Origin of the sequence: Novosphingobium capsulatum NBRC 12533, assembly GCF_001598375.1 — a bacterium.
Taxonomy (GTDB): Bacteria; Pseudomonadota; Alphaproteobacteria; order Sphingomonadales; family Sphingomonadaceae; genus Novosphingobium; species Novosphingobium capsulatum.
On record NZ_BCYV01000024.1, the window covers coordinates 22,117 to 34,796 of the forward strand.

The window sequence follows — 12,680 nt, forward strand, 5'->3', positions numbered from 1 at the left end:
ATTGGCGTTGTCCTGTGGGCGATGTGTCGGGCTTGGCTAGGACGTTCAGGAGTAATGGAGCTGAATGGCATACGCTGACCAACAGATGAGCGGTAACAAGATCACCGCGCTCATCATCGTTGCTGTTCTTCATGTCGTCGTGGGGTATGCGCTGGTCACCGGCCTTGCCTACTCGGCGTTCAAGAAGATCAAGGACGTGACCACCGCGGTCAAGATCGAAGAGGAAAAGCCGAAGGAGCCGCCACCGCCGCCCCCGAAGCAGCCTGATCAACCGCCGCCACCGATCGTTGCGCCGCCGCCGCCGATCAACCTGAATCTGGCTCCTCCGCCGATTCAGGCTGTGACGACGCCGCCGCCGGTCGCACCGCCGCCGACTCCGGTCGTGCTGCCTCCGGCTCCGCCGGCTCCCCCGGCCCCGCCGCCGCCGCCGCCGCCGGTTCCCGGCACGCCGCGTGGCAACCCGGGTGACTGGGTGACGTCGAACGACTACCCCTCGCGCGCACTGCGTGAAGGCGCCGAAGGGACGACCGGCTTCCGTCTGGAATATGACGCCAGCGGCCGGCCAACCAACTGCTCGGTTACGCGCTCTTCGGGCAACCAAGAGTTGGACGCTGCAACGTGCCAGAACCTGATGCGCCGTGCGCGCTTCAAGCCCGGCACCCAGAACGGCCAGCCGGTCGGCAGCACGTACAGCAGTTCGGTGCGTTGGCAGATCCCGAAGGATTGATGATCTCCATCACCCCTTCGGATATGCCATCGTCCATGCGCAGCCTTTTGCACTTGCTATCGAATTCTTGAGAGGAAGACCCGAATGTTTATCCAGACGCTTGCCGCTGCTGCGGCCAATGCCGCGCCGCAGAACAAGTTCGGCTTCGTTGAAGCCCTGCAGGCTGGCGGTTTCATTTCGTACGCCACGGTGACCATCCTGGGCATCATGTCGTTCGGCTCGTTCTTCATCCTGTTCACCAAGTACTTCGAACAGGCGAAGATCCTTGGCCAGTACAAGGCGCTCGCCAACTTCTGGCGCGCCCCCACCCTGCGCGAAGGCGCTGCCAAGCTGGACAAGAACAGCGCATGGCGCCAGCTCGTCGACGACGGCATCGCCGCTGAAGACCAGCACGCCAAGATGACCGACTCCCTGGAAGCCCATGACTGGCTGCACGGTTCGCTCGCTCGCTCGGAAGCTTCGATCAACGCTCGCCTCGCTGGCGGCCTGCCCTTCCTCGCCACCGTGGGCGCCACCGCGCCGTTCATCGGTCTGTTCGGTACCGTGGTCGGCATCTACCGCGCTCTGATCGCCATCGGCCTTGCCGGTTCGGCCTCGATCGACAAGGTCGCGGGTCCGGTCGGTGAAGCTCTGATCATGACCGCGCTGGGTCTGCTCGTCGCCGTGCCGGCCGTGCTTGCCTACAACTGGCTGCAGTCGCGCAACAAGAAGATCGCCGAGCTGCTCCAGGGCTTCTCGACCGACGTTCTTGCCAACATCACCTCGAAGGGCGCCGTGAAGCCCGCCGTTGGTCCGGCTCCGGCCGCCAAGCCGGCTGCCCCGGTTGCTGCTCCGGTCAAGAAGTAAGCTGTCACCCCAAGGCCGGCAGCAATCCTGTCGCCGGCCTTGTCCGCAGAACGCGGGTCATGGCCAGGGCGGCCCTTTCAAGCCCACACCCTGGCCCCTCCCGCGGCTTCAATCGGATAGGATGTAACCAATGGCAATGTCTGTAGGCGGCGCTGGCGGAGAAGAACGCCCGATGTCGGACATCAACACCACGCCGCTCGTGGACGTGATGCTGGTGCTGCTGATCATCTTCCTCATCGCGGTGCCGGTCGCGATCCAGACCATCGAAAAGCTCAAGGTTCCCGTCCTTGCCTCGGAAGAAACCCAGGACAAGGTGGAAAACCTGCTTCTCGCTGTTGTGGCGACCGACGCGAATGGCCGTAGCCCGCGCGAACCGGGCTATCAGGGCTCTTCTCGCAACGGCGAATGCCGCGTCTATTTCAACAACGTGACTCCGGTGGACAACACCGAGCTGTACAAGCAGGCTTTCGATCGTCTCGACGCGATCGTGAAGCGTGAAGGCGGCGCGGCCAACATGGACCCGGAAAAGATCCCCGAAGTGCACATCCGTGGCGACGTCAATGTTCCGTGGAAGTGTGTCGCCGGTGCGATCTACAACGTGCAGGCTGCGGGCTATCCCAAGGTCGGCTTCATCTCCACCCCGGTCGATCCCAACGGCTAACGCCTGACGGACACCGTCCGGGGCGTGTCCTTCGGGGCACGCACGGCGAACAGGAGTAAAACCCATGGCAATGAGCGGCGGCAAGGACGATGGCGCGCCGATGATGGAAATGAACACGACGCCGTTGATCGACGTCATGCTCGTGCTCCTCATCATGTTCATCATTACCATCCCCGTGGCCACGCACTCGGTCAACGTGAACCTGCCGCAGGCGACCCCGCCTACGAACATGCCTCACGTTGACCCGGTGAAGAACAAGCTGATCCTGACGCAGACCGGTCAGATCCTCTGGAATGGCTCGACCATTACCGAAGGCAACCTGATCTCGCTGCTGCAGGCGACCAAGGCGATGAATCCGGAACCGGAACTGCAGTTCCAGCCGGAAGCCTATGCCAGCTATGAAACGGCCAACCGACTGCTGAAGGACATCACCGAATCGAAGGTGACCAAGTTCGGCTTCGTCGGGAACGAAAACTACGCCACCTTCGGCAAGGCGGCGCAGTAAGCCCTAACCGGCCCGTTTCCTCCGGCTGCCACGCCGGAAACCAGATCAAGGGGCGGAGTGATCCGCCCCTTTTTCTTTGCCCGCGCCCCAGGCGGCCCGCCGGCGTTACGCCGGTCAGAGGATTTCGAACACTTTCTCCTTGGGCCGACACAGGCGCACGCCCTTGTCGGTTTCCACCAGCGGGCGTTCGATCAGCTTGGGCTCCGCCACCATCGCAGCCAGCACCGTGGCGTCATCTGCCTGGGGCAGGCCGCGCTCGGCCGCGTCGGTGCCGTTGAGGCGCAGGCCCTGTTGCGGGGTGATGCCGGCATCGCGATAGAGCTGCGTCAGCTTGTCCGCGCTCGGCGGGGTCTTGAGATATTCGATCACCGTCACCTGCGCGCCGGCCTCGTGAAGCAGGGCCAGCGTATTGCGCGAAGTGCCGCAGGCGGGATTGTGCCAGATCGTGGCATGCATGGTCGTTCTCCTTAATGCGGAAAGGGTCAGTAGCCGCCGGTGGTCGCCGTGCGCGGCGCTGGCAGACGGATCGGGGGTTCCTGGCCGCGCAGGATGCGCCCGGCGCGCTGCACCGCGCGGACCAGGCGGGGCTGTACGCCGCAGCGGCAGACATGGGGCAGCGCGGCGGCAATGTCGGCCTCGGCCGGATCGGCATTGTGCGCCAGTAGGGCGGCGGCGGCCATGACCAGGCCGGGTGTGCAGAAACCGCACTGGATCGCCTGTTCGGCGGCAAAGGCCTGCTGCACCGGATGGTTACGATCGGGTGAGAGCCCTTCGATCGTGGTCACGCTGCGGCCCTCGGCCTCGCCCAGCGACAGCGTGCAACTGGGCATCGCCTGGCCATCGACCATCACCGTGCAGGCGCCACACTCCCCCGTGCCGCAGCCGTATTTCGTGCCGGTCAGATTGGCGGCATCACGCAAGGCCCACAACAGCGGCGTGTCATCGGGCAGACGAATGTCGAGCGGCTGGGCATTGATGGTAAGGCTGGCCATGGCGCCCGGTTATAGTGCCGGCGCGGCCAGGCTCAATGCTGCGCGGCAAGGGCCAGCAGCAAGGCATCGACCACCGGTGTCGCGCTGGTCCCATCGGGCAGATCGTTGACCAGCACGGCAAAGGCCAGGGTATGGCCAGCGGCGGTCGGCAGGAAGCCGGCAAGGGCCTGCGTGCCCAGCAAGGTGCCGGTCTTGGCGCGTAGCCTGCCCTCCAGCGGGGTGCCCTTGAGCCGTGCCTTGAGCGTACCGGTCTGCCCGGCGACGGGAAACCCCGCGATCCAGTCTGAACCCCACGGCTGCGCCTGCCCCCAGCGCAGCAGCAGCGCCAGTGCGCGCGGGGTAACGCGGTTGTAGGTCGACATGCCCGAGCCATCATAGAGGCTGACACTGCCCGGCGGCAGGCCGGCCGCTTGCAGCGCCGCCATCCGCGCGGTGATGCCATCGGCCACCGTGCCAGAGGCGGCAAGGCGCCGCAGCAGCAGTTCGGCATGGAGGTTCTGGCTTTGCCGCAAGGTCAGCGCCACATCGTCGCGCAAGGGCGAGGGCACCAGCCGCGCCAGCACCGGCGGCTCGGCCGGCACGGCGCCATCGCGATGGCGGGCCAGGGTGCTGCCGCGCACCGTCACGCCGCGTGCCACCAGCATCCCGCGCAGCACCCATGCTGCCCGCGCTGCCGGATCGGCCAGGGCCAGGGGTATGCGCCAGGTCTTGCCGGCGGGAACCACGCCATCGATGCGCCAGGCGTCTGACCCCGGCAGGGTGCGGCGGGTGAGGGCAGGCTGATCGCCGGTGCCGATGCGCACGGTGCCGCTGATGGTGAGGCCCGCTGGCGGGGTTATCCGGGCGGGGCTGTCGGCTGTGCCAGCGGCTGCCGCGTCGATTGCGGCCACGGCGATATTGTCATCCAGCGTGAGCGCGGAAATCGCCGTGCCCGAGGGCGTGGCCATGTTGTCCCAGCTCATGCCTGAGGGCCAGCGTTCGTCCGCCATGGCGCGATCATCACCGATCACCGCGCCGACCTGATGGGTGTGCGCGGCCACGGCATCGGCCAGGGTGGCCAGGCAATCGACCGCGCAATCGGGCGTAGAAGACAGGCGCGCATCGCCGTGCCCGCGCAAGACCACGTCGGGCCGGTCGGGGCGGCCTTCCAGGGAAACACTCGCGCCGCCGGTGGTATCGGGCTGATCGGTGGCGGGCAGCAGCGCCAGGGCCGCCGCGGTGGTGAACAGCTTGGTGGTAGAGGCTGGCACCATGCGCGCGTCGGCATTGCGCGCGGCTATCACCGCCCCGGTTTCGTCGATCGCGATCAGGCCGATGCGCGCCCCTGCGGGCAGCCCGGCCAGGATCGGCTCCAGGTCATCGCCGGCCTGGCCATGGGCCACCGGCGCCAAGCCCAGCAGCACCACGGCCAGGGCAGGGCGCCAGCCGCGCATCAGTTGGCCGGCCAGTTGTCGATCAGGCGGGCCTTGCCCAGGTGCGCGGCCACCAGCACGCGGGCCGGGCGGCTGCCCAGCGCATCGAGCAGGTCGAGCGTTTCAGCGTCGCGCAGTTCGGCATAGTCGACACGGGCAAAGCCGCCGCGCAGCAGCGTGGTGCGCAGGGTTTCCAGGGCGGCATCGGCATCGCCCCCGGCACGCAGGCTGGCGATCGCAGTCTCGATCGCGCGGGGCAGGGCGGCGGCCTGGCTGCGTTCGGCGGGCGTGAGGTACTGGTTGCGGCTGCTCAGCGCCAGGCCATCGGCCTCGCGCACGGTGGGCACGCCGATGATCGCGTCGGCACGCGGCAAGGCCAGGTCAAGATCGCGCGCCATGCGGCGGATGATCGCCAGCTGCTGCCAGTCCTTTTCCCCGAACAGCGCGAAATCGGGCTGCACCTGGTTGAACAGCTTGCACACCACCGTGGCCACGCCATCGAAATGGCCGGGCCGGGCCGCGCCACACAGCGGCTCGTCAAGGCCGGCCACCGAAACGGTCGTGGCGAAGCCCTGGGGATAGACTTCGTCGGGCGCCGGGGCCCACAGGATATCCACGCCTTCACGGGCGAGCAGGGCCGCATCGGTTTCCAGCCGGCGGGGATAGGCGTCGAAATCTTCGCCGGGGGCGAATTGGCGCGGATTGACGAAGATCGACACCGCCACGGCATCGGCGAGTTCGCGCGCCCGGCGCACCAGCGTGAGGTGGCCTTCGTGCAGCGCGCCCATGGTTGGCACCAGGGCCAGGGTTTTTTCCCCTGTTTTGGATGCAGCGACGGCCGCGCGCAGGTCGTCCAGGCGATAGATGGTTTGCACGCCGGGTGCCTCTCCTTTAAGCCGGGGCAACAACCGGCCGCGCGGCGGGGTTTCCCCTAGCCGTGGTGGACCGGGTGTTCAAGCGTTCGGTTAACCGCCCCAGATCGAGAGAGAGCCCGCGTGTCGACAGGTCCCCATCGCATCGTTTTCGCCAACGAAAAGGGCGGCACCGGCAAATCGACCACCGCCGTCCACGTGGCCGTGGCCCTGGCCTATCAGGGGGCGCGGGTCGCCGCGATCGACCTCGACAATCGCCAGGCAACGCTGCACCGCTATCTCCAGAACCGCGACGAGACCGCGCGCCGCCGCCAGATCCCGCTGCCCAACGCCACCCACGTGGTGTTCAACGATACCACGCCCGAGGCGTTGGACGCGGTGGTGGCCGATCTTTCGCAGGACCATGATTTCCTGATCTTCGACACGCCGGGCCGCGATGATCCGCTGGCCCGCCACGTGGCCACCAGCGCCGATACCCTGGTCACCCCGCTAAACGACAGCTTCGTCGACTTTGACCTCATCGGCCAGGTCGACGCCGAAACCTTCCGCGTGCGGCGCCTGTCGTTCTATGCCGAGCTGATCTGGGAAGCGCGCAAGAAGCGCGCCATGGCCACGATCCGCGATGCCCGGCGCGAGATGGACTGGGTGGTGGTGCGCAACCGCACCCAGCATGTGGAAGCGCGCAACCAGAAGCGCATCGACCAGGCACTCAACGAGCTGTCCAAGCGCGTGGGCTTCCGCATTTCCAATGGCCTGTCGGAACGCGTGATCTATCGCGAGCTGTTTCCCAGCGGCCTCACGCTGCTCGACAAGGGGCATCTGGGCGAACTGGGCACCAGCCACCTCGTAGCGCGCCAGGAATTGCGCACCCTGGTGGCCGGGCTCAACCTGCCGCCTGCCAATCACCGCACCGCTTCTGGCCAGGCGACCCCGATGGTGGACGTCGCGTGACCAAGCTGCTGCTGCTGGCGGCGCTGGTCTGCGTGGCGGTCAAGGCGCTGACCCAGCGCTGGCCATGGGAACTGGGCCAGCGCGACACGCGTTCGATTGCTGAAACCCGGGCGCGCAATCTCCTGGGCGTGGGGACCGATGCGAGGCGCGAACAGATCATCGAGGCGCATCGCCGCCTTTTGGCCATGGTCCACCCCGATCGCGGCGGCAGCAACGAAGCGGTGCACGAAGCCAACGCCGCGCGCGACCTGCTGCTGGCCCGGCTGGTCGATCGTCGCTGAGCCGGCGAACGGCAGCGCTGCCACACGGCCGGAGGGCAGGCCATGAACCACAGCTTTGATCCCACGATCCTGCGTGAATACGATGTGCGCGGCGTGTTCGGCGAAAGCCTGGGCGCCGACGATGCCCGTGCCATCGGGCGCTGCTTTGGCACGCAGGTGGTGCGCGCGGGTGGCGGCGCAGTGGTGGTGGGCATGGATGGCCGCGTCAGCTCTCCGATCCTGGAACACGCCCTGGTCGAAGGCCTGAGCGCGAGCGGCGCCGATGTGGTGCGGATCGGCCTTGGCCCCACGCCGATGCTCTATTTCGCGGCGCTGACACTGCCGGGCGTGGCTGCGGGCGTCCAGATCACCGGCAGCCACAACCCCGCCCATCACAACGGTTTCAAGCTGGTGCGCGATGGCCAGCCCTTTTTCGGGGAGGCGATCCAGGATCTGGGGCGCCAGGCGCAGGCCGGCGATTGGGACAGCGGCACCGGCACGGTGCGCAGCGTCACCGTGCTCGATGCCTATGTCGATCGCCTGCTCAAGGGACTCGACGGGATCGACCGCGCCAGCCTGGCCGGGCTGAGCATGGCGTGGGACGCTGGCAATGGCGCCGCCGGGCCAGTGCTGGAACGCCTGGTGGCGCGTCTGCCGGGGCAGCACCGGCTGCTGTTTGCCGAGGTGGATGGCACCTTCCCCCACCATCATCCCGATCCCACGGTGGAGAAAAACCTTGCCGATCTGCGCCAGGCGGTGGTGCAACATGGCTGCGATTTCGGCGTAGCGTTCGATGGCGACGCCGATCGCATCGGCGCGGTCGATGGGCTGGGCCGGGTGATCTGGGCCGACCAGATCGTGATGATCCTGGCGCAAGACCTGCTCTCTCGCCGTCCCGGCGCGCTGGTGCTGGGTGATATCAAGACCGGGCGCGCGCTGTTCGATCGGGTACGGGCGCTGGGCGGGCAGGCGCAGATGTGGAAATCGGGCCATTCGCACATGAAGACCCGCCTGCGCGAAAGCGGTGCGCTGCTGGCGGGTGAAATGAGCGGCCACGTGTTCCTGGCCGATGACTGGTACGGCTTTGACGATGGCATCTATGCCGCGATCCGCCTGATCGCGGCTGCGGCGCGGCTGGGCCGGTCGATCAGGGACCTGCGCGGCGCGATGCCCGATACCATCGCCACGCCCGAATTGCGCTTTGCCGTGGATGAAGCGCGCAAGTTTGCCGCGGTGGAAGAGGTGAAAGCACGGCTTGAGGCGCAAGGCGCCGACATGGTGGCAATTGATGGCGTGCGCGTGACCACGCCCGATGGCTGGTGGCTGCTGCGCGCCTCGCATACCCAGGCCGTGTTGGTGGCGCGGGCGGAAAGCGAAAGCGAGGCAGGGCTGGCCCGGCTGATGCAGCAGATCGACGCGCAACTGGCGCTGTCGGGCCTGGCCCGCACGGAACAAGTGCCGCATTGAAACGGACCCGTTCCGTTTTCTGGCGCGATCGCAGCGCCATGCCAGGTTGATCTGAACGTGATTGGAGCGGGTATCGTCTTGCCATCGTCGCCCTCGCCCGGCCATGATCGTCCGATGGCAACGGGTACGCGCGCATGATCATCGGGATTGACCTTGGCACCACCAATTCGGCCGTGGCGCTGTGGGATGGAGAGGCGGCGCAACTGGTGCCCAATGCGCTGGGGCAGATGCTGACGCCATCGGCGGTGTCCGTCCTGCCCGATGGCACCACGCTGGTGGGCCAGGCCGCGCTGGAGCGGATGGCCGCCAAGGATGGCGTCACCCAGGTCAGCTTCAAGCGCTACATGGGCACCGACCACAAGCTCAAGCTGGGACGGAACACGTTCAGCGCCGAAGAGCTTTCCGCCCTGGTCCTCGCCAGCCTGCGCGATGATGTGGCCGCGCAGACCGGCACCGTGCCGACCGAGGCGGTGATCACCGTGCCGGCCTATTTCAACGACAAGCAGCGCAAGGCGACGCGACGCGCCGGTGAACTGGCCGGCCTATCGGTGCGCCGCCTGATCAACGAGCCGACGGCGGCGGCGCTGGCGTTTGGCCTTGCCAGCCGGGGCGAGCATGAGCCGTTCCTGGTGTTCGACCTGGGCGGGGGCACGTTCGACGTCTCGATCGTGGAGATGTTTGCCGGCATCGTCGAGGTGCGCGCCTCTGCCGGGGACAACCGCCTGGGTGGCGACGATTTCAACGCGGCGCTGGCTGGCGCAGTGCGGGCGCGGCTCGATCCCGATCGCCTGCTCGACCGGCTGAATCCCGAACACGCCCGCGCCCTGCTGCTCCAGGCAGCCGAACGCACGCGCCGCGCGTTGTCTGACACGGGCGAGGCGGAACTGGCGCTGACCGTGGCCGAGCAACGCTTGGCGACCCGCGTAAGCGCGGCCGATCTGGAAGCGGCGGCCGAACCCTTGCTGCGCCGGCTGCGCGATCCGGTGGTGCGCGCCCTGCGCGACAGCCAGATCGATACGGCCAGCCTTTCCGAAGTGGTGCTGGTGGGCGGGGCCACGCGCATGCCAGTGGTGCGCAAGGCGATCACGCGGCTGTTCGGCCGCTTTCCCAATTCCACCGTGCATCCCGATCATGCCGTGGCGCTGGGTGCGGCGATCCAGGGCGGGCTGATCGCGCGCGATGGCGGGCTGGACGAAGTACGCATCACCGATGTCTGTCCGTTCACCCTGGGCGTGGACCGCAGCGAGCGCGATGGCCGTGGCGGCATTGTCAGCGGTCTGTTCACCCCGATCATCGAGCGCAATACCCCCGTGCCGGTCAGCCGCGTGCACTATTTCCAGACGATGGGCGACAACCAGCGACGGGTGGAATTCGGCATCTATCAGGGCGAGGCGCGCGAGGTTTCAGGCAATGTCCGGCTGGGCGCGGTGGATATTGCCGTGCCGCCGCGTCCGGCGGGCGATGTGCAGGTGGACGTGCGCTTCAGCTATGACAGTTCCGGCCTGCTGGAGGTGGACGTGTCGATCCCGCTGACCGGGGAAAGCCGCAACGTGGTGTTCGTGGACGAGGAGGACCGCAAGGACGATGCGGAACTCGACCGTCGCCGCCGTGCCCTGGCCGCGCTGAAAGTTCACCCGCGCGAGGACGCCGGCAACCAGGCCCTGCTCGCCCGGGCAGAGCGTATGTGGGAAGATCACCTGGGCGATGTGCGCACGGTGATCGGCCAGTGGATCATCGCATTCCAGTCTGCGCTGGAAAGCCAGGACCATCGCGCCATTGCCCAGGCCCATGCCGACCTTGCCGCCCGGCTCGACAGCCTGGACGCGGAGATGCCACTGTGAGTGACGGCGCCTGGGGCCGCCTGGGCATCGCGCCAACCCCCGATCAGGGCGCGATCCGCCGCGCCTATGCCGATGCGCTGCGGGCGATGGACGTGGACGCCGATGTTGCCGGCTTTGCCGCGCTACGCCAGGCGCGCGATACGGCTTTGGCCTGGGCGCGCAGCCAGGCGGCGCAGGCCAGTGCGCCCGATGCGCCGGGCGATCCCGCCGCGCTGCCCGTGGCGGTGGAAGACGAGCGCGCAACAGCGGCAGAGGCGGCTGACGATACCCCGCCGGGCACTTGGCCCCACGCCGCGCCCCGGCTGGACGGGCATGCCGACACAGGCACCGTACGTGCCGGGCACGACCATGGCCACGATGCGCTGGTGCCGGCTTTGCCGTTTGCGCCGGCGCGCGGTCCGGCCGATGATCAGTTCGTGGTGCAGCGACCCACCTTGGCACCGATCGTTCTGGCCGGGGCAGCCGATGCGCCGGGGGTAAGCCTTGGGCGCCAACAACCCCAAACGCGCGCCGACCATGCCTTGCACGATCTGCTGCTCGCCGGGCCGGGCACCGAGTTTGGCCTGACCGCAGACGATCGCGCGGCCGCCCTGGCCCTGCTCGATCGGCTGATCGCCCAGGCCGATGCCGGCGGCGTGGACCTGTGGTCCCGCACCGAGGAATGGCTCGCCGAAACCCTGGCGCGCAGTTGGCCGCGCGCGGCGCCGCTGCTCGACCGCGCCGCGCAGGCGTTCGGCTGGGCCGATCGGCCGGCGACCACGGGCGATTCGCCGGCTGTGGCGTTCTTGATCTCGCGCCTGGGCAGCCAGCCGCTGGTGCGCACGGCCCACCCGCCGCAAGACGCGTTGTTCGTCGCGCTGATGCCCGAGGGTGGCAGCGAGGCGCCGCTCGACGGTGTGGAGGAAGCGGCGGCCCTCGCGCATCTGCAAACCCTGCTGGGCGAGGCGCACATGGCCCAGGTGGAACGATCGGAAGAGATCGAGACCTGGCTCGCTGATCTGCTCGCGCAATCCTGGCCGCGCTCTGCCCCGCTGCTGGAACCGGCGGCGCAGGCGCTTGGCTGGGAAAGGGAACGCGGCACGCTGAACGAGCGGCCGGTGATCGCCTTCCTCAATGCGCGGCTGCGCGGCCTGCGCTTTGCCCGCAAGGTGCAGGACAAGGCTCACCCGCTGCACAAGGCCTGGGCCGAACTGACCCGGACGGGCACGCGCAAGGGCCTGTTCGTGTCGCGGCGCCAGGTGCGCCAGTTGATCGAGGGCGTACGCAGCAATTTCCCCGAGCTGGAACAGCACTTCAATCCTGTCCTCGTCGCCGCGTGGGAGCCGCAAGGCGGCAGCGGTGGCGGTATCGGCAGGAACTTTGGCTGGATCGCGATCGTGCTGATCGGGCTGGTACGTTTGGTGATCGCCATTGCCGATTATGGGCAGGACCACCCAGCGTCACCGCCGCAGGCAGCCTATGAAACCAGCGCTCCTGCCGCGCCGGGGCAGCCGCTTAATGCCCCCTTTGATCCGGCGGCCGACCCGCTGCTGGCCGATGTGGTTCACCAACTGTTCGGGCCGGGCATGTCTTATGCCGATCTGCGCAAGGCAAATCCCAACTTTGCCGGCACGATCAACGCCAATCGGCATCTCACCGCCGATCCCGGCGAACTCGCGCACCAGGGCCAGGTGGTGCTGACGCAGCGGTTGCTCTATGCGCGCGCCCACGCCGGGCCGGCACGGCTCGATGCCTTGGCGCGCTGGCGCCTCGACATGCTGATGGCGGCGAAAGCCGATGGAGCAGAGACCTGCCTCAAGGTCTACCACTGGGAGGATCTGCCCAAGGGTTCGGCCTTGACCGGCGCCGCGCTGGAGCGGCAGCAGAAGCTGGCGCGGACAATGCTGGCATCGGGCGAAATCGATGCGCCCCAGCCCGATCGCTACACCCGCAGCTATAACATTCCGGGGCCGATCATCGCCCAGATCATCCAGACGACCGGTCTTCCCGAAGGCGCGGTGCGGCGCGCATTCAACGGGGAGGGATTGCCCGCTACGGTCTGCACGGTGCAGATCGCGTTGCTCAAGGCCGCGCTGAACTGGAAGGGCGCCGGGCGCCAGCCGATTTTGCGTTTGCTGTGAACGCGCTGTGCCTCTCGCAGCGGCGG

At 67.7% G+C, this 12,680-nt stretch carries 13 protein-coding genes; 9 read left to right on the top strand and 4 right to left on the bottom strand.

Annotated elements, in window-relative coordinates; translation table 11 throughout:
* Positions 1–64: 64 nt before the first annotated feature.
* The 4 genes from SCA01S_RS18760 (at position 65) to SCA01S_RS18775 (ending at position 2,739) form a co-directional block, all read left to right on the top strand.
* Positions 65–727 carry an energy transducer TonB gene (locus SCA01S_RS18760; RefSeq protein ID WP_022675740.1) on the top strand — a complete coding sequence of 221 codons (663 nt, stop codon included), beginning with the start codon at positions 65–67 and terminating at the stop codon, positions 725–727.
* Between the two features lie 84 nt (positions 728–811).
* Positions 812–1,573 carry a MotA/TolQ/ExbB proton channel family protein gene (locus SCA01S_RS18765; protein WP_022675739.1) on the top strand — a complete coding sequence of 254 codons (762 nt, stop codon included), beginning with the start codon at positions 812–814 and terminating at the stop codon, positions 1,571–1,573.
* Positions 1,574–1,703: 130 nt separating this feature from the next.
* A complete protein-coding gene (locus SCA01S_RS18770; RefSeq protein WP_082209053.1) occupies positions 1,704–2,234 on the top strand; it encodes an ExbD/TolR family protein in 531 nt (176 codons plus the stop codon).
* A gap of 64 nt (positions 2,235–2,298) precedes the next feature.
* The gene (locus tag SCA01S_RS18775) at positions 2,299–2,739 is read left to right on the top strand and encodes an ExbD/TolR family protein (RefSeq protein ID WP_028657722.1); all 441 of its coding nucleotides are present in this window, start codon (positions 2,299–2,301) and stop codon (positions 2,737–2,739) included.
* A 114-nt stretch (positions 2,740–2,853) separates the two neighbouring features.
* Here SCA01S_RS18775 and arsC read toward each other — a convergent pair whose 3' ends face one another.
* The 4 genes from arsC to panC are packed head-to-tail and all read right to left on the bottom strand — an operon-like array spanning position 2,854 to position 6,018.
* Positions 2,854–3,195, bottom strand: a complete 342-nt coding sequence (arsC, locus tag SCA01S_RS18780) for an arsenate reductase (glutaredoxin) (RefSeq protein WP_062788181.1) — start codon at positions 3,193–3,195, stop codon at positions 2,854–2,856.
* A 26-nt stretch (positions 3,196–3,221) separates the two neighbouring features.
* Positions 3,222–3,731, bottom strand: a complete 510-nt coding sequence (locus SCA01S_RS18785) for a (2Fe-2S)-binding protein (RefSeq protein WP_028657721.1) — start codon at positions 3,729–3,731, stop codon at positions 3,222–3,224.
* 32 nt (positions 3,732–3,763) lie between these two features.
* Positions 3,764–5,164: a D-alanyl-D-alanine carboxypeptidase/D-alanyl-D-alanine endopeptidase gene (gene dacB, locus SCA01S_RS18790; RefSeq protein ID WP_084391126.1), complete on the bottom strand. Its 1,401-nt coding sequence runs from the start codon at positions 5,162–5,164 to the stop codon at positions 3,764–3,766.
* Complete coding sequence (panC, locus tag SCA01S_RS18795) at positions 5,164–6,018, bottom strand: pantoate--beta-alanine ligase (RefSeq protein ID WP_062788183.1); 855 nt, start codon at positions 6,016–6,018, stop codon at positions 5,164–5,166. Before panC ends, dacB begins: the two co-directional genes overlap by 1 nt.
* A 120-nt stretch (positions 6,019–6,138) precedes the next feature.
* On the opposite strand from panC, the gene SCA01S_RS18800 reads away from it, so the two are divergent.
* From SCA01S_RS18800 to SCA01S_RS18820, 5 genes are all read left to right on the top strand, one after another.
* Positions 6,139–6,966, top strand: a complete 828-nt coding sequence (locus SCA01S_RS18800) for a division plane positioning ATPase MipZ (RefSeq protein ID WP_062788184.1) — start codon at positions 6,139–6,141, stop codon at positions 6,964–6,966.
* Positions 6,963–7,247: a J domain-containing protein gene (locus SCA01S_RS18805; protein WP_062788185.1), complete on the top strand. Its 285-nt coding sequence runs from the start codon at positions 6,963–6,965 to the stop codon at positions 7,245–7,247. The genes SCA01S_RS18800 and SCA01S_RS18805 overlap by 4 nt, the downstream gene beginning before the upstream one ends.
* A gap of 42 nt (positions 7,248–7,289) precedes the next feature.
* Positions 7,290–8,693, top strand: coding sequence for a phosphoglucomutase/phosphomannomutase PgmG (gene pgmG, locus SCA01S_RS18810; protein ID WP_062788186.1), 1,404 nt, complete (start codon positions 7,290–7,292; stop codon positions 8,691–8,693).
* 134 nt (positions 8,694–8,827) lie between these two features.
* A complete protein-coding gene (locus SCA01S_RS18815; RefSeq protein ID WP_062788188.1) occupies positions 8,828–10,534 on the top strand; it encodes an Hsp70 family protein in 1,707 nt (568 codons plus the stop codon).
* Complete coding sequence (locus tag SCA01S_RS18820) at positions 10,531–12,654, top strand: hypothetical protein (protein WP_062788189.1); 2,124 nt, start codon at positions 10,531–10,533, stop codon at positions 12,652–12,654. Before SCA01S_RS18815 ends, SCA01S_RS18820 begins: the two co-directional genes overlap by 4 nt.
* Positions 12,655–12,680 lie beyond the last annotated feature (26 nt).